Below are 16,993 nucleotides of genomic sequence, written 5' to 3'. Positions count from 1 at the left end.
GCGCTCTGCGCTTTTCTAACTAATTTCTTTTATTTGCTTGAACTGCCAAGATTATCTCGGCTTGTGTTTTTTGTGTTTCACCGTTTACCTGGTTACTCGCATGCTTTGGGTTAGCTCTCGGTGATTGGAATGGATCTTGATATAGATTTTGGGAAAACGGTTTGTGTGTGTGACGTGCTTTGCCCATGATCTATCCCTCCTGAATTTTACCTAGGCTGATTATCGTTGCCCAGATTTCTTCATACGTTGCTGCGGCTTTGTATTGATTGTTCCGTTTGCACGTGTAGAACTATAGGGTGCTTTAGCACGGGGTTCACCGTCAAAGTGTCCTTCAGGGAACCCTTTCTTTTTATTTCGCATGGCAGAAACCTCCTAAAAGAGATCTGAGCATCAATTAAGGATGCATTCATTAATTTGTGCTATTTCTGTGTTTGATATGTGTTATAATTAGCGTTTGTTAATGGTAAGTTAAAGCATTTAAATAGAGGTGTAGTTATGCAAGAGAATTTCGAACGATTGGCAACCCAACTTTTAGAACAAAATGATTCGTTAACAAAGGACGAGGCACAAACGTGGGTGGAGCTCCTATGGGAGGATTTCGATGCGACGCGTGCTAAAGCAGGTAGACAATACGAGGGAAAAGAAGTTACCGAACAGGTTGTACGAAAGTGGATTGAGAACTACGGGTCCAGACTACATGAGTTTGTTCAACATAATCCAAAGTACCAACAATTGTTTAACCGAAAAAGTATTCAATAAAGGCTGCTGCTAAAACAGCAACAGCCTTTCATTCCTATATAGCGCCTACGCTTTTGTCAATCAATTACTAATTTATTCTGTAATTTTTGCTCTGAGAAAATCCAGCCGGTATAGGAGCTCATTATTCTCATGTTGTCATCAATTTGCGCAACGGCTACGAATGGGTAATGGTCCTTGGAACGATACCTTAAGTCAATAAACCTTACTTCTGTGAAATCGTCATACATGTTCATTTCCCAGCGATATACAGGAGAGAAGGAAAGAAATGCTGAAATATTTTTATCTTCCTTCGCTTTTTCAATTACCTCAACTTTTGGTAATGGAACCTTGTTAAATTTATCGACAATTTCGATATGACCATTCTCAGCTGTTCCAACATAAAAATGGTTTTCAGTTGTTATTGCCAACCGCCAAGATTTTTGTCTCATCGTTGGTGAAGTGGCGATTTCTGTTACACCACTAATCCGGTCATGAATTTTGTTCACTAATTCTCTCTTTTCCAAATAACGTTTAACATAATACAGCGCAATGATGAAATAGATAAGCAACCACGTATACCCGGGGTTTGCCCCTAAAAACCAGGCAACAATCCCGATAACGTGAAGCGTAAAAATATACGGATCAAAGGTGCTAATAAATCCATAAGCAACCCACCTATTCGTAAATGGCCGGTAAGCTTGGGTGCCATAGGCATTGAACACATCTACAAGCACATGAACAATTACAGCTATAGCTGTCCATAACCAGAGATGTAGAAAACTAACCTCGGGGACAAATGCGTAAATGATGGTTGATATCAAAAGTCCCCAAAAAATCACTGCCGGAATCGAGTGGGTAATCCCACGGTGATTCCGCAAATATGCTGCATTATTTTTAAGTTTTAGAACTGTATCAAAATCAGGTGCTTGTGAACCAGCAATCGTGCCAATCATCACAGCCTGAAATAGTACAGGATCATTTTGAACGATGGGATCCAGTGTGGCGAGGCCACCTAAAGCAACTCCCATTACAACATGGGTACCTGTATCCATTAAGTTGGTCCTCCTTTTGCAAGTTGCTTCTTTAAGAAGTTGTTCAAAAAGACGTTATATAATCTGCTTACTACAAATGCATCAGCTTTTTGAACTAGCACTTTATTAATTATTGTATCATGAAGGGTGTTTGGTCATGAATTTAGAAACAGTTACATTATTATTAAAAAATTTTAACATACAAGCGTTCCAACATGATTTGGTCCGATGGTTTGACGAAGAAAAACGCGATTTACCTTGGCGTCAAAATAAAGACCCTTATAGAGTATGGATATCCGAAATCATGCTTCAGCAAACCAAAGTCGATACAGTTATCCCTTACTTTGAACGATTTATCGAAAAATTTCCAACGTTAGACAGGTTAGCTGCAGCGGATGAGCAAGAAGTATTAAAGGCTTGGGAAGGTCTAGGTTATTACTCGCGCGCAAGAAATTTACAGCATGCAGTTCGTGAAGTAGTTTCTACTTATAATAGTAAAGTCCCAAACAATCCGGAACAGCTTGGCACATTAAAAGGCGTTGGTCCATACACAAAAGGTGCTATCTTAAGTATAGCATACGGCTTGCCAGAGCCCGCTGTTGACGGTAATGTCATGCGTGTATTAGCAAGAATCCTCCATATCGAAGAGGATATTTCCAAGCAAAGTGTCCGACGACTTGTAGAAGAATGTGTAAAACAAATCATTTCAGAAGGCAAGGCTTCTGAATTTAATCAAGGCTTAATGGAATTAGGAGCTTTAATTTGTACACCTAAAGCTCCATCATGCATGCATTGTCCGGTACAAGCACATTGTCGAGCGTATGAAGCAGGTACGGAAAAAACACTACCAATCAAAGCGAAAGCTAAAAAACAAAAATCACTAGATTATTTTTCATTAGTAATTAAGGACAACCAAGATAATTACTTAATCGAAAAACGACCAAGCGAGGGTTTACTCGCAAACATGTGGCAATTCCCGATGGTATCCAAATCAGATGCTAATGCAACTAAATTAACAGAGTGGTTTTTAGAAAACTATGGCATTAAGCTTGTCTTAAAAGATACCTTAACCGAGATTAAACATGTATTTTCACATGTTATTTGGCATATTGATGTACTTGAAGCAGAAGTGCTTGATGGTGAATTGAAAAAGGAACTTGCAACATTTGTACCACAAGCTACGTTTGCTGAGTACCCATTTCCAGTCCCGCATTTAAAAATTCAATCTTATTTATAAGCCTTCTATTAAGAAGGCTTATATTTTATCATTATGGCCACCGCGGTCAATAATTTCTTGGTTAATTTCCCTTAAGATCGTTGTTCCTTCTTGATTTAAATAAGGTACTACTTGCGACAAAGAATGATGAAAAACTTCTAGCTCTTTATTGTTCCAATCTGTTTTCTCCGTCATCATTAACTCTGTCATATCTCTTACCTGATCCATAATCATTTACCCTCTTTTCGTATACTTTACCCTCTATTTTATCGTTATTATTAATTGTTTATTCCCAAACGAGAGTTTGAAAAGAAGTAAAGATTTATTTAAAAAAAATTTGGAATAACATTAATGCATTTGGAGAAAGTAATTGTTGCGGAGGTGATATACGATGGCTAAAAAACAAAAGCAGCCAAATGAAACAGTTGCAGGTACTAACGTACAAAAAGTAAAGCAACAAAACCAACAAGCAGGTGCAGGCCAATTCGGTACTGAATTTGCTTCTGAGACTGACGCACAAGAAGTAAAAAAGCAAAACCAAAAGTCTCAGCAAAAAAAATAGTAACTAAACGATTCCCCGAATAATGCACGAAAATGGAGTTCTCCTAGAAACGAAGGAGAGCTCCTTTTCCTATTTCACCACTCTTTCATTTCCATTCTATTACTAATATCGTTATAATGTAGAGTAACTAATTATGACAAAAAAATAACTTAATCAATTTAGTCCATTTCTTAATACTGATTTTAGTAATTCACATCGTTATAGTCCGAATTACCCGTCCGCGGATGAATGTGTGTGCAAGGTAATTATGAAATTGACTTCACTCAATTTTAAGAAGAAAGGAAGATAGGATGGCTGGCCTGCTACCCGGTTCAAATATACGCATTCAAAGCTATAAACATAATGGTCAGCTTCATCGTGTTTGGGGAAGTAGTCTTGTGTTAAAGAGTAATAGTAATATGATGATCATTGGTAATGATAAAACAATTGTCACGGAGAGTGATGGTCGTACGTGGACGACGCGTGAACCAGCAATTTGTTATTTTCATACCCGATACTGGTTCAATGTTATTGGCATGCTACGTAACGATGGTATTTATTACTATTGCAATATTAGCTCCCCATATGTTTATGATGAAGAGGCGCTAAAATACATTGATTATGATTTAGATGTCAAAGTTTTTCCTGATATGACATATACATTATTAGATGAGGACGAATATGAGCTTCATAAACAACAAATGAATTACCCAAAGGTTATTGATCGGATTTTATATAGTAATTTGGAATATCTGATAAGGTGGATCCGACAAAGTAAGGGTCCATTTGCTCCGGAGTTCGTTGATCAATGGTATGAAATGTACTTAACCTTTCGCTAATCAAATTTCTAAAAACACGCAAAATGCCAAGTGCAATCCTTGTCACTATATGTTGACAAGGTTTTTGTTCTTTCAGTTCGAGTTCTAAGCGTTATGTGCTAGGCAGCATAGGAGAGAGGAGACCTCATGGATAGTATAAAAAGATATATGGAGTTTGTGAAACCGTACAAATGGAAGATCCTTCTTACGATTGTGATCGGGGTCTTTAAATTTGGTATCCCACTATTATTACCGCTTATCGTTAAATATGTGATCGACAATATTATTGGTGGTGATAGCTTAACAAATGATGAGAAGTTAAATCAGCTATTATGGATCATGGGGGCTACGACCTTTGTGTTTGTTGTATTGCGTCCACCGATTGAATATTGGCGTCAATATTTAGCACAATGGACGGGGAACAAGATTTTATTTGATATTAGGGAAAAGCTGTTTGAACATATCCAAAAACTTAGTCTTAAGTTTTATTCGCAGACGAAGACTGGTGAAATTATTTCCCGGGTTATACATGATGTTGAACAGACAAAGAACTTCGTCATGACCGGTTTAATGAATATTTGGCTTGATATGTTTACGATCGTTATTGCAATCGTAATTATGCTTACAATGAATGGCTGGTTAACACTAGTAGCAGTTGCACTTTTTCCATTATACGGATTATCGGTAAGAATATTTTATGGTAGATTACGTAACCTGACTCGGAGCAGATCCCAAGCATTAGCACAGGTACAAGGGCACTTGCATGAGCGTGTACAAGGAATTCCTGTAACGCGAAGTTTTGCTTTAGAGGATTATGAGCAAGATCAATTTGACAGACAAAATAGTAATTTTCTTGATAAAGCATTGAAACATACATCTTGGAATGCGTTAACTTTTTCTGTAATGAATACAATCACTGACCTTGCACCATTATTAGTCATCGGATTCGCGGGTTATATTGCTATTACAGGTGATTTAACTGTTGGTACGATCGCTGCGTTTGTTGGTTATATGGACCGAGTTTATAGTCCACTGCGTCGTCTAATAAGTTCGTCGACGACACTTGTACAGTCCATTGCATCGATGGACCGTGTATTTGAATTTCTTGATGAAGACTATGATGTGGTCGATAAAAAAGACGCAAAACCGCTAAAAAATGTAAAAGGTGATGTAGCATTTGAACAGGTAACGTTTCGCTACAGCGATGAGGATGATTTAGTACTAAAAGATATTAGTTTAGATGTTGCGCGAGGAGAAACAATCGCATTTGTCGGCATGAGTGGTGGCGGAAAATCGACGATTATTAGTCTAATACCACGCTTTTATGACGTGACCGGAGGAAGTATTAAAATCGATGGTCTCGATATTCGGAATATGCAGGCAAGATCGTTACGCGATAAAATCGGTATGGTATTGCAGGATAATATTTTATTCAGTGAATCAATTGCGATGAATATTCGAATGGGTAACCCAGAAGCCACCGATGAACAAGTGGTTGAAGCGGCAAAAGCAGCCAATGCCCACGATTTTATTACCGGGCTAACACATGGGTACGATACACTTGTCGGAGAACGAGGCGTCAAGCTTTCCGGTGGTCAAAAGCAGCGTGTTGCAATTGCTAGGGTGTTTTTGAAAAATCCACCATTGTTGATCTTAGATGAAGCAACGTCGGCACTTGATTTGGAAAGTGAGCACCTGATTCAGGAGGCACTGGAAAAACTAGCTGCTGACCGGACGACATTTATCGTCGCCCATCGCTTATCTACGATCACACATGCGAACCGAATTGTCTTAATAGAAGATGGGCAAGTGAAAGAAGCGGGCTCACACCAGCAATTAATGCAACAAAAAGGTAACTACTATAAGCTGTATCAGGTGCAGGAATTGGATAGTACCGAGCCGGTGTTAACGGGTAAAAAGTAATACATGAGTTGACTCCATAAAATAAGTATCATAAAATGTCTTTTTTAAAAAGGCAATTGTTATTTGACGTTTTTCCCATATACTCATAACATGGTGCTCATACTCGCTCCAGAAAAGAACTTGTGTAGCTTAGAGAAGCTGTGGGGGCAATGAAAATCCCGCGTAAAGAATGAAATAGGGTAGTTGCTTCTTGACGGCCACCACGACGCTTATTTGTGATAAAACGGGCATGATCAGAATTGTGCGGCCACCAGCGCTCTTATTTGAATAAAACCCATGCTGTATTAGCTATTTTCAGTAAATAAGTGCTCTGGTGGCCGCCAAATCATCAAATCTGATATTTTACGTGAAATAAGGTACCATATGGCCGCTTAAAGTTTTATATTTTTGAATTTTAGCGTTCTCGGAGAAAACCACAGAAGTTTGAAGATAAAAATAATGTTTACGAAAACAGTCTATTAATTTTTAAAAATCCAGCCATCTTGGCTGGATTTTTTAATCTTTTTGACGTACTTCAATATGTTCATTTTGGTGATATTTCTGGTAACTGCTTAACAAGGTTTGTAGGTGTGACAGTTGCTGATGATATTCCATAAGCTGAGAGGCTAATGGTAATAGCATCAGACGATCTGCTTGTTTCTCCTGATATACCTCAATAAGTGATTCAATTAATCTAGGGATATCCGGTTCCAACAGTTCGCGCAATGTTTCTTTATCATGTTTTTTTATTCTACCCATCGTACTTAATAGTAGCTTTTCATGGGAATGCACTACCTTGTCAATTTCTTGCAATAGCAAGGTTTGGAAATCGGTTGGAATCTTGTCGAGCTTGTCTTCGATTTGGTGACAGGCTTTCAATACTTCAAATGATTTCTTAGTTGTCGTGATAAGCTGCCTGAATAAAATAAGCTTTCGTGCCTTTGAAAGACGGTTCTTTTTAAAATAAATCCGTTCTTCCCTATAAAATAAATACGTATTATCCATTTGCCTTATTTCATCCTCAATCCTCGTGAGCTCTTCCTTTAAAGCTGGTACATCGGATAAATGCCGGGTTGTGACTCGAAGCCACTGCAAGATATCTGATGTTGTTTTATCTATCCGTTGAAACAGTTTCGTCTCATATTTCGGTGGTAGAAAAACGAGATTAACGATAAACGCCGCAACAATACCGAGTGTTAAAGCAGAAAAGCGCATCAGGGAAAATTGGATAAATTCCATTTCGGTTGTTTCCATCACTGCGATAACAGCAACGATCGCGAGTGGAATCGTACTTTCATTCATTTTTAATGCCATACAAATGCCAATAACTAAAATAGCGGTGAAGCCAACAACAATCGGATCGTTACCTAAAGTGAACACAATCAGGGAAGCAAGCAACACACCAATCACATTGCCTTGCAACTGATCGAGAATCGTTTGATAAGACCGATAAATTGACGGTTGTAAAGCAAATACTGCAGCTATTCCTGCATATGCCGGTGATGGTAGCGAAAGTAATGTTGCGATATAAATTGATATCGCAACCGCTAACCCGGTTTTAAGCATACGTGCACCAAGTTTCATAATTCTCTCTCATCCTTCATTACAATTTACATTCAAGCTACTATATTAAGTGACTGTAAGAAATATACCTGAAAAATGTACAGGCTAAACAACTTCATATAGCTGACAAAGGTACTTTATAAAAGTATAACAGAAAAATGTGCGGCATTTTTAAGCGTGTGTGTCAATTAGGAGAAAAAAAGACAAAAAAGGAGCTATTGCAACGGAAGTAGCAATAGCCCAGGAGTCTTCATGCTTTGAAGGGAAGTCATACAAATTGACAAAAAAAGCATGAATCGAAAATTATTAATTTTCAGATTAATCGTAGCATAAAAATTAACTGAAATCAATTAATATTCATAATTTTGTATAAATAGTCGTTGTGCTTTCAGTGGAGCGTAATTTAACTGAGAGTTACTATACAAGTATTCCAAATAATGTAACGACTCCCCTTAGAGACCAAGAGGAATCGTTTTCATCTGCATAAACATTCATTTTTTCATTTGTTGGAAAGCGTTACTAACTGCATGTAAGGTCTCAATAATGTCGTCCTTTGTATGTGATATAGTTAAAAACCATGCTTCATACTTTGACGGAGCTAGATTAATGCCTTGCTCTAGCATTAGTTTAAAAAATTGACCGAACTGCTCACCATTTGTCGCTTCTGCTTGGGCATAATTTTCTATCTTTTCATCTGTAAAATAAACAGTTAGCGCGCCTTTTAAGCGGTTAATCGTTATTGTAATATCATTTTCTTTGGCATGTTCGAGGATGCCTTGTTCGAGCATCGCGCCTAGTTCATCTAAACGATCATACAAACCTGGCTCTTTTAAAACTTCCAAACAAGCGATTCCGGCAGACATGGATGCGGGGTTACCGGCCATCGTTCCTGCTTGATACGCTGGTCCGAGTGGCGCAACTTGTTCCATAATCTCTTGTTTACCACCATAAGCACCGATCGGCAGACCACCACCAATAATTTTGCCTAATGCAGTCATGTCAGGCTCCACACCAACGAGCTGTTGAGCGCTGCCGTACGTAAAGCGGAATGCTGTGATCACTTCATCATATATGACAAGCGCACCAGCAGCGTGAATCAGATCATTGACTTGCTGCAAGAAGCCAGGTTTTGGCTCAACAATCCCGAAATTGCCGACGATTGGTTCTACTAAAACCGCAGCCACTTGGTCACCCCAACGCTGTAATGCTTCCTTAAGCGCAGCTGCATCATTAAAAGGAACAGTAATCACATCTGCCGCAGTTGATTTCGTAACACCTGCAGAGTCTGGACTTCCAAGTGTCGCAGGACCGGAACCAGCTTGTACAAGTACGGGATCAGAATGCCCGTGATAACAGCCGGCAAATTTAATGATTTTGTCACGACCGGTATAAGCTCTAGCAACTCGAATCGTTGTCATCACTGCCTCTGTACCAGAGTTCACAAACCGCACTTTTTCCATTGACGGGATTGCTTCTTTCAGCATTTTTGCAAACTTGTTTTCAAGGGCGGTTGGCGTACCATATAACACCCCGTTTTGAGCAGCTTTCGTAATCGCTTCTGTGATGTGTGGGTGCGCATGGCCAGTAATAATCGGACCATAAGCGGCTAGAAAATCGATATATTTATTACCGTCAACATCCCAAAAATAAGCACCTTGTGCGCGTTCCATATAAATAGGTGTTCCTCCGCCTACGCCTTTGTACGCACGTGATGGCGAATTTACTCCACCAACAATATGCTGCGTCGCTTCTTTATGTAATTTTTCTGAATTCGTTATATTCATTATAGAACCTCCATATTATCGGTATCGAATTATACTATTTCGCTCACGATTAACATTATAACAATAACGTAGGTGATAGGACAGTGAGCTAATTTAATGCAGACGTCAGCGATAATTCTTCATCTAAGACTAATCGTATGCATAACTTAATAATATATAAGGCTTGTTGCATGAGGAGGAATACGGTTGATTGCCATCGTCGCGATAAGTTTAATTACATTTCTAATAGGGGCCAGTTTATATTCATTTGTATTTCAAAAATCGTATCGCAATAGCTACTTCTCCTATGAAATTTTTTATACGTTAATATGTGTCTACTTTGGTGTTCTGATCGGCTTTGGCTTGCTTTATTTTGTGCTGTCATTTAATGGCGTGTTGTTAGTGGAGGGCGGTGTGCTGCAGGACACTAGTCAATTAGAAACACTAGCCCATTCGCTATATTTTAGCGGGGTTACACTAATGACTGTCGGTTATGGTGATATTACACCAATTGGCTGGGGGAGATTGTTGGCACTAATTGAAGCGCTGATTGGTTATATTTTACCAGCGGCTTTTTTCCTTAGGATTATGCAAAATGCTAAGCGCACTTATTCGGATCAAGAAGTCGACAAGGAGAGAGCGAAAGAGTTGTAAGATTCGTGCTGATTGGATACGCTTATACTAGTAAGTTATTTGGAGGGATAAAAATGAGCGTAGAAATAGGAAAAGTAGCACCAGATATGGCTTTACCTGCTAGTAATGGCGAGACTGTTCAGTTAGCTGATTATCGTGGCAAGCATGTTGTTCTGTATTTTTACCCGAAGGACAATACACCAGGATGTACAACGGAAGCATGTGCGTTTCGTGATAACCATGAGAGCTTTGCTGATTTAGATGCAGTAATTATCGGGGTTAGCCCAGATTCAGAAGCGAGTCACCAGAAGTTTATCGATAAGCACGATCTACCGTTTTTGCTACTAGTTGATGAAGAGCATAAACTAGCGGAAGCATACGATGTATGGAAGCTGAAGAAAAACTTTGGCAAAGAATACATGGGGATCGAGCGCTCTACTTTTATCATTGATAAAGAAGGTATCGTACAAAAGGAATACCGCAAAGTAAAAGTAGATGGACACGTAGATGAAGCACTATCTTTCATCCGTGAATTAAATTAAAAAAGAGCATCCTCTGTTCTAGAATTGGACAGGGGATATTTTTTGTCTTTCTCCGACTAAAGGCGGATGTATATTCCAACTTAGGCAGGAAGGAAAATCACTGTTGGGATCGAAAACAATAAAGAGATAAATTTAGGAGGGATATACAAATGAGAGATCCAAGACTAACAGAATTAGCAGATTTACTATTAACGCATTCCTTAACGATTGAAGAAAATGAAAAGGTGCTATTCACCGGTAGTGCAAATACAATACCGTTGATTAAAGAGCTAATTAAGAAGGCACATGCTCTTGAAGCGATCCCATACGTTGAATTAGTTGATGACGAGCTGACTAGATTACTTATTACGGATGCGAAAGAGGAAAAATTCGAGTTGCAGAACAAATGGAATATGGCCCAGTATCAAGACATTGATGCGTTTGTGCAAATAATCGGGGAAGAGAACGATGCTGAATTCGGCGAAATTCCTTCCGAGAATTTTCAAACGGCGGGACGAATTATGAAACCGTCTAATGACTATTTGATTGATAATAAAAAATGGGTATTATTAAATTATCCGACAAAAGGCTTTGCACAGAAAGCGAAAATGAGTTATGACAGCTTTTATGATTATTTAATTGATGTTTGTACGGTGGATTATAAAACAATGGCAGAAGCGCAACAGCCGTTAAAGGACTTGATGGACAAGACTGATAAAGTAAGAATCATTGCGAAAGATACGGATTTAACGTTTTCGATTAAAGATATCCCGGCAGTTAGATGCTTTGGTAAGCGTAACATTCCCGATGGCGAAGTGTTCACCGCGCCAGTAAAGGACAGCGTTAATGGAACGATTACATATAATACCCCGTGTCCATACCGCGGCATTACTTTCCAAAATGTATCACTAACATTTGAGAACGGAAAAATTGTAAAAGCAACAGCCGATAAAACGGAAGAGCTAAACAAAATCCTTGATACAGATGAAGGTGCAAGATATATCGGCGAATTTGCCATCGGCCTAAATCCGAAAATTACTGAGCCGATGGGCGATATTTTATTTGATGAAAAGATTGCTGGCAGCCTTCACTTTACACCAGGAGAAGCGTACGACGAAGCACCGAATGGCAACCAATCGTCTGTGCATTGGGATATGGTGTTAATTCAACGACCAGAATATGGCGGTGGAGAAATATACTTTGATGATGTACTAATTCGTAAAGATGGCCTATTCGTGATCGATGAATTAAAAAAATTAAATCCAGAAAATTTAGCATAAGTAGGCAAAGATTCTATACAAGAGTGTCGGGAGGGGCATATAGTGAAGTATAACCCTGAAACCTCCCCTATAAATATATGATTGGGCACAAGGCTATCTGCTTTGTGCTATTTTTTTGAGGATCGAGATGCGGAGGTGGGTTGGTTAGGGGACTGAATGGACATGTTTTAGGGTTGGAGAGGGAAAGATATGTCTGGTTAGGGGTTAAACGGCTAAGTGTGGGGAAGGAAGATGGAAAGACTTGTCCGAATAGGGGATAAATGGCCAAGTGTGAGGAAGGAAGCAGGAAAGATATGTTCGATTAGGGGATAAACGGCCAAGTATGAAGAAGGAAAAGGGAGAGACGTGTCCGAATAGGGGATAAACGGCCAAGTGTGGGGATGGAAGAGGGAAAGATATGTTCGATTAAGAGATAAATGGCCAAGTATGAGGATGGAAGAGGAAAAGACCTGTCCGAATAGAAGATAAACGGCCAAGTGTGAGGGTGGAAGAGGAAAAGACTTGTCTGAATAGAAGATAATCGGCTAAGTGAGAGGAATGAACATGGAAAATCCCTGTCCCATTAGGAGATAACCACCCAAGTATAGTGATTGAAATGAATAAGAGCTGTCCGATCATCAGAAGAATACCCCCTATAGAAAACTTTCTGCGAATGATCACAATAGCCCCGCACAATCCACGGTTTCCCTCATCTAAACACCAACACACCACGCCAAGATAGTTATTATTTTGTTAAGCTGCTAAAAAGTTATATCATAGAGAAAAAGTAATGGAGGTAGTGCTATGCTTGTGTTATCAACAACGAATTTGCCGGAAGAAATAGAAGCAAAATTAATAAACCAGTATCCAAGCTTGGATTTTAAGTTTTGTGAAGATATAGAAAGTGCTTTGCCTTATTTAGCAGATGCGGAAATCTTGCTAACGTACGGTGAAGATTTGCAGCCAGCGCATATTGACCAAGCGACAAGCTTGAAGTGGATTGCGGTGTTGTCGGCTGGGTTAGAAATGATGCCGTTGGCTGAAATAAAAGCAGCAAATATATTAGTTACGAACTCGAAAGGCATACATAAGATTCCGATGGCTGAATATGCGATATCGATGTTGTTACAAGTGAAGCGGAAAACGAAAACCTTTATTGAAAATCAACAAAAACATATTTTTGATCGCCTGGTACCGATGCAAGAAATTGGCGGTGGCACGATGATGATCGTTGGTGCGGGAGCAATTGGACAGGAATTAGCTAGGCTAGCTCAGGCGTTTCGGATGAAAACGATCGGCGTCTCAACTAGCGGTAGCCCTAAGGAACATTTTAATCAAATGATTACAAATCAAGAAATATTGGATGTGTTACCGGAAGCGGATTATGTAATTTCGATTTTGCCGAGTACAGCAGAAACAGAAGAATTTTTTACAGCCGCGCATTTTAAGAAAATGAAAGCTTCTGCGCTGTTTCTAAATATGGGACGTGGGGACGCGGTATCCAAGGATGTTATTTTAGAAGCTTTAGCGAACGAAGAGATTGCGCATGTTATTTTAGACGTGTATGAAGAAGAGCCTTTACCGAGCGATCACCCCTTTTGGGATCACGAAAAAATAACAATGACACCACACGTATCATCGAAATCACCAAATTATGTACCGAGGGCAGTAGAGATTCTGGAAGCAAACATGTCTACTTACTTAAACAACGGCACAGATTATATTAATAAAATTGATCTCGATCGGGGGTATTAAGTTTGCGCATTTATACACGTTCTGGTGATCAAGGCATGACCTCGCTGATTTATGGCGCACGCGTACCTAAAAATGATGTGCGTGTGGAGGCTTATGGAACATGTGACGAGGCAAATTCAATGATCGGCTTTGCCTTAAGTCAACTAGGTGAACAAGAGTGGGAAGGAAAGCAAGCTTTTATAGAAGCGATTCACCGTGTGCAAACCGTACTATTTCATGCCGGGTCTGAGCTAGCAACTCCGAAAGATAAACAAGTAGCATGGAAGCTGCAGCAATCACACTTAGATGAAATGGAAAATCAAATCGATGCCTGGGATGCTGCTTTACCAGCATTGAAAAATTTCATCTTACCATCCGGTCATCCCACAGCTGCAGGACTTCATGCATCACGTACAATAGTACGAAGAGCGGAAAGGTTGGCGGTTGCAATCGGAGAAGAACTAGAACGACCAATCGTCATATCTTATTTGAATCGCCTGTCGGACTTTTTGTTTGTTGCAGCAAGATTAGTAAATAAACAGAGCGGTGGAGAAGAATTGCCGTTGAAAGTGGATATTTAGCATAAAAGACCGGAAAACTATATATACTTTTATTGACAGAATGTTTCATGAGCGGTTATTCTATTTATAAGTATTATAATTTAATAATTGCAATAACAACTGCTATAACATATATACTAGTGGATATAGATGATGTTTATGAACAAGTAGGAAAGTGAGGTGCATGACGGTGACAGAAGTAAAACTTCAAGAAGCTGTTGGTCGGTTAAAAGATTCCGGTGTTCGAATCACACCACAGCGTCATGCGGTACTTGAATATCTTTTAAATGCAAAGATCCATCCTACCGCAGATGATATCTACAAGGCGTTAGAAGGAAAATTTCCTAATATGAGTGTTGCTACAGTTTACAATAACTTACGCGTATTTCGTGAAATAGGTCTTGTCAGAGAATTAACTTACGGTGATTCATCTAGTCGTTTTGATTGCAACACATCAGACCACTACCATATCATTTGTGATGCTTGTGGGAAGATTGTTGATTTCCATTATCCAAGCTTGGATGAGGTAGAATCTTTAGCTGAGAAAGTAACAGGCTTTGATGTCTCTCATCACCGAATGGAAATCTACGGAGTATGTACGGATTGCAAACATGCAGTTAGCCATGCCAAGCATTAATTAGAATTATTTAAGCATGCATAAATAAAAGTCCCTTCTATATGATAATAGGAGGGACTTTTCGTTTTTTTGTTAAAAATAGTACTTATTTCGTTGTATTCGTATTAGTGTTTCTTTGTTTTTTGGAGTTGTATGATTCGTCAAATTCTTTGCCTTCTAGTTCTTTGTCTAAAGTCAGAGGCTGCTTACAGTGCATGCAGGCATCTACGCGACCTAACATCTTGGTTGGTTTATCACAATTCGGACAAATGATTTGAACCGCCCTCGTTGACAGCATGCCTATCCAAAAATATACGACGGTACTAAAAACAATTGACAGCATACCGAGAAGAAAGAATACTACCATCAACCACTCGATTTCTTTAAAAAGGAGTCCGACATACATAATAGCAATACCGATGAAAACAAGACTTAAGGCAAATGTGCGAATTTTATTAATTTTATTTGAATATTTTATCGCCAAACTCTTTCCCTCCTTCACTTTCACATGGTAGTATAGCATAGTTATTTATCAAATTCCCTATAATTTAATCAATAATGATAAGGGAAAGCTACTTTTAAGTTAAAACTATAACAATAGTTAACGTATAAGTATGTTGGAGAATGTGAAATAAAAATCAATAAATTCAAAGGATTTTTACTGTTTTTAGCGAACTAATTTACGAGTAAGTTATTTTCAACAGTAGCGTTAACAGCTGTTGTGATTAACGATGAATCATTTTTAAAGTAACAAAAGGTAAAATATTGGGGGAAATGTGATGGAAGATCTATTACGTCCGATTTATCAGGAACGAGCTAGTCAGCCAAATACATTAGGTGTGTTGTTTATAGAAAAGAAAAAGCCAATTAGCCCTGTGACGGACAATTTTGATGTAATTTTACTTATCATTGTTAAAGATCCAGAGCAATTGTGGTATGTGAAGCATTATGAATTCGAAGGAAAGACGGCAGCTATGCATATCGTCGATGAGAAACTTTTAAAACAATGGATTGATACAAGCACATATCGAAGAGCGGTTGAATGGATTATTACGGGGATCATTATTTATGATCATAATGAGTATGTTGCTAATCTTAAAGATGAACTCAATCGTTTTCCACAAGATAAACGCGAACTTAAGATGGCGATTGAGTTTGCTAAATTAACACGTAGTTATAGTGAAGCAAAGGATTTTTATGAAACAAAGCAGTATTTTGATTCATACAGCAGAATATTGCGCTCTCTACATTATCTAGCACGATTGGCCATTATTGAAAAAGGGTATCATCCGGAAGTGACGGTGTGGAACCAGGTGAAACGGATGGACCTGGAAATATATAAGCTTAATGAAGAATTTATAAGTAGTAATGAAGAAACGAGCAAAAAAGTAGAGCTAATGCTGCTAGCAATTGAATTTGCACTTAGCACTAGAGCAAAGGGTTGTGCAAAGCACTTAATCGAAATTTTGAATCAAAGTGAAGAAGCGTGGTCGTTTGGTGAATTAAAGGTTCATCCAGAAATAACGAACTATGCATTTGATCTAAGTTCTATGGTAGAGTACTTAACAGAGAAGAAAATTCTTAAAGCTGTTCCAGTAGAAACAAAAGGGAATAAGATCTACCACCGAAAATACGAAGTGAGTAAATAATAATAGTATACAATGGAGTGATACGATGAGCGTCTGATAAGTAGCACTCCTTTTCTTTTGCTCTCATTTTGACTGGAGGATATGGCGGGATTACAGGTTTGTTGAAGGATAAAACTAACGCAAATAGATTTGTTTAATGTTTTTTTAAAAAAAGTGTTGACGATGATTAGTTGTAGATGGTATATTATTAGACGTCGCCAAAAACGACAGCAACAATATGATTTGAAATGCAAAAAAATATTGTTGACTATCAGATAACAACATGTTATATTGATAAGGTCGCTTTTGACAGATTCGACAAAAAATAATATAAAAAGTTGTTGACATAACAATCACGACTTGGTATAGTAATAAAGCTGTCGCCGAAACAAAAGCGCAGCGGTTTGATCCTTGAAAACTGAACAGAACAATCAAGTATGTTAAGAAAATGATTTGCAAGTTATCTTGTG

At 38.6% G+C, this 16,993-nt stretch carries 20 protein-coding genes; 12 read left to right on the top strand and 8 right to left on the bottom strand.

Going from position 1 to position 16,993, the window contains the following annotated elements; genetic code table 11:
• Positions 1–19 precede the first annotated feature (19 nt).
• Positions 20–187, bottom strand: coding sequence for a YpzG family protein (locus ACI6MV_RS21350; protein WP_407272355.1), 168 nt, complete (start codon positions 185–187; stop codon positions 20–22).
• A 32-nt stretch (positions 188–219) separates the two neighbouring features.
• On the bottom strand, positions 220–360 hold the full coding sequence (gene sspK / locus ACI6MV_RS21345) for a small, acid-soluble spore protein K (RefSeq protein ID WP_407272354.1): 141 nt from the start codon (positions 358–360) through the stop codon (positions 220–222).
• A 135-nt stretch (positions 361–495) separates the two neighbouring features.
• Here sspK and ACI6MV_RS21340 point away from each other — a divergent pair, with 135 nt between their 5' ends.
• Positions 496–759, top strand: coding sequence for a YfhJ family protein (locus ACI6MV_RS21340; protein ID WP_407272353.1), 264 nt, complete (start codon positions 496–498; stop codon positions 757–759).
• 56 nt (positions 760–815) lie between these two features.
• Here the strand turns inward: ACI6MV_RS21340 and ACI6MV_RS21335 are convergent, their stop codons facing one another.
• Positions 816–1,790: a metal-dependent hydrolase gene (locus ACI6MV_RS21335; RefSeq protein WP_407272352.1), complete on the bottom strand. Its 975-nt coding sequence runs from the start codon at positions 1,788–1,790 to the stop codon at positions 816–818.
• 136 nt (positions 1,791–1,926) lie between these two features.
• Between ACI6MV_RS21335 and mutY the strand changes: the two genes are divergently transcribed.
• Positions 1,927–3,006 (top strand): A/G-specific adenine glycosylase, encoded by a 1,080-nt coding sequence (mutY, locus tag ACI6MV_RS21330; protein WP_407272351.1) that lies wholly within the window; start codon positions 1,927–1,929, stop codon positions 3,004–3,006.
• Positions 3,007–3,024: 18 nt separating this feature from the next.
• Here the strand turns inward: mutY and ACI6MV_RS21325 are convergent, their stop codons facing one another.
• Complete coding sequence (locus ACI6MV_RS21325) at positions 3,025–3,213, bottom strand: hypothetical protein (protein WP_407272350.1); 189 nt, start codon at positions 3,211–3,213, stop codon at positions 3,025–3,027.
• Positions 3,214–3,376: 163 nt separating this feature from the next.
• Between ACI6MV_RS21325 and ACI6MV_RS21320 the strand changes: the two genes are divergently transcribed.
• From ACI6MV_RS21320 to ACI6MV_RS21310, 3 genes are all read left to right on the top strand, one after another.
• Entirely contained in the window at positions 3,377–3,547 is a 171-nt protein-coding gene (locus ACI6MV_RS21320; protein ID WP_407272349.1) for a gamma-type small acid-soluble spore protein, read from the top strand.
• A gap of 290 nt (positions 3,548–3,837) precedes the next feature.
• Positions 3,838–4,365 carry a nucleoside tri-diphosphate phosphatase gene (gene ntdP, locus ACI6MV_RS21315; protein WP_407272348.1) on the top strand — a complete coding sequence of 176 codons (528 nt, stop codon included), beginning with the start codon at positions 3,838–3,840 and terminating at the stop codon, positions 4,363–4,365.
• 126 nt (positions 4,366–4,491) lie between these two features.
• A complete protein-coding gene (locus tag ACI6MV_RS21310; RefSeq protein ID WP_407272347.1) occupies positions 4,492–6,267 on the top strand; it encodes an ABC transporter ATP-binding protein in 1,776 nt (591 codons plus the stop codon).
• Between the two features lie 495 nt (positions 6,268–6,762).
• On the opposite strand, the gene ACI6MV_RS21305 is transcribed toward ACI6MV_RS21310, so the two are convergent.
• The gene (locus ACI6MV_RS21305; protein ID WP_407272346.1) at positions 6,763–7,830 is read right to left on the bottom strand and encodes an aromatic acid exporter family protein; all 1,068 of its coding nucleotides are present in this window, start codon (positions 7,828–7,830) and stop codon (positions 6,763–6,765) included.
• Positions 7,831–8,300: 470 nt separating this feature from the next.
• Entirely contained in the window at positions 8,301–9,593 is a 1,293-nt protein-coding gene (locus ACI6MV_RS21300) for a glutamate-1-semialdehyde 2,1-aminomutase (protein ID WP_407272345.1), read from the bottom strand.
• Between the two features lie 186 nt (positions 9,594–9,779).
• Between ACI6MV_RS21300 and ACI6MV_RS21295 the strand changes: the two genes are divergently transcribed.
• From ACI6MV_RS21295 to perR, 6 genes are all read left to right on the top strand, one after another.
• On the top strand, positions 9,780–10,226 hold the full coding sequence (locus ACI6MV_RS21295) for a potassium channel family protein (protein WP_407272344.1): 447 nt from the start codon (positions 9,780–9,782) through the stop codon (positions 10,224–10,226).
• 53 nt (positions 10,227–10,279) lie between these two features.
• Entirely contained in the window at positions 10,280–10,747 is a 468-nt protein-coding gene (gene bcp, locus ACI6MV_RS21290; RefSeq protein WP_407272343.1) for a thioredoxin-dependent thiol peroxidase, read from the top strand.
• Between the two features lie 149 nt (positions 10,748–10,896).
• Complete coding sequence (locus ACI6MV_RS21285) at positions 10,897–12,006, top strand: aminopeptidase (RefSeq protein WP_407272342.1); 1,110 nt, start codon at positions 10,897–10,899, stop codon at positions 12,004–12,006.
• Positions 12,007–12,789: 783 nt separating this feature from the next.
• The gene (locus tag ACI6MV_RS21280) at positions 12,790–13,740 is read left to right on the top strand and encodes a D-2-hydroxyacid dehydrogenase (protein WP_407272341.1); all 951 of its coding nucleotides are present in this window, start codon (positions 12,790–12,792) and stop codon (positions 13,738–13,740) included.
• A 2-nt stretch (positions 13,741–13,742) separates the two neighbouring features.
• Complete coding sequence (locus ACI6MV_RS21275) at positions 13,743–14,300, top strand: cob(I)yrinic acid a,c-diamide adenosyltransferase (protein ID WP_407272340.1); 558 nt, start codon at positions 13,743–13,745, stop codon at positions 14,298–14,300.
• 163 nt (positions 14,301–14,463) lie between these two features.
• Positions 14,464–14,916 carry a peroxide-responsive transcriptional repressor PerR gene (gene perR / locus ACI6MV_RS21270; protein WP_407272339.1) on the top strand — a complete coding sequence of 151 codons (453 nt, stop codon included), beginning with the start codon at positions 14,464–14,466 and terminating at the stop codon, positions 14,914–14,916.
• Positions 14,917–15,001: 85 nt separating this feature from the next.
• Here perR and ACI6MV_RS21265 read toward each other — a convergent pair whose 3' ends face one another.
• A complete protein-coding gene (locus tag ACI6MV_RS21265; RefSeq protein ID WP_407272338.1) occupies positions 15,002–15,379 on the bottom strand; it encodes a YgzB family protein in 378 nt (125 codons plus the stop codon).
• Positions 15,380–15,674: 295 nt separating this feature from the next.
• Here ACI6MV_RS21265 and ACI6MV_RS21260 point away from each other — a divergent pair, with 295 nt between their 5' ends.
• Complete coding sequence (locus ACI6MV_RS21260) at positions 15,675–16,544, top strand: nucleotidyltransferase-like protein (protein ID WP_407272337.1); 870 nt, start codon at positions 15,675–15,677, stop codon at positions 16,542–16,544.
• Positions 16,545–16,688: 144 nt separating this feature from the next.
• On the opposite strand, the gene ACI6MV_RS21255 is transcribed toward ACI6MV_RS21260, so the two are convergent.
• Positions 16,689–16,993 (bottom strand): hypothetical protein (locus ACI6MV_RS21255; RefSeq protein WP_407272336.1); only part of this gene is annotated, 305 nt, incomplete at its 5' end.

Source organism: Radiobacillus sp. PE A8.2 (assembly GCF_045635475.1).
GTDB lineage: Bacteria > Bacillota > Bacilli > Bacillales > Amphibacillaceae > JBJGXI01.
Note: the sequence above shows the minus strand (reverse complement) of the source record. Positions and strands in the feature narration are given on the sequence as shown.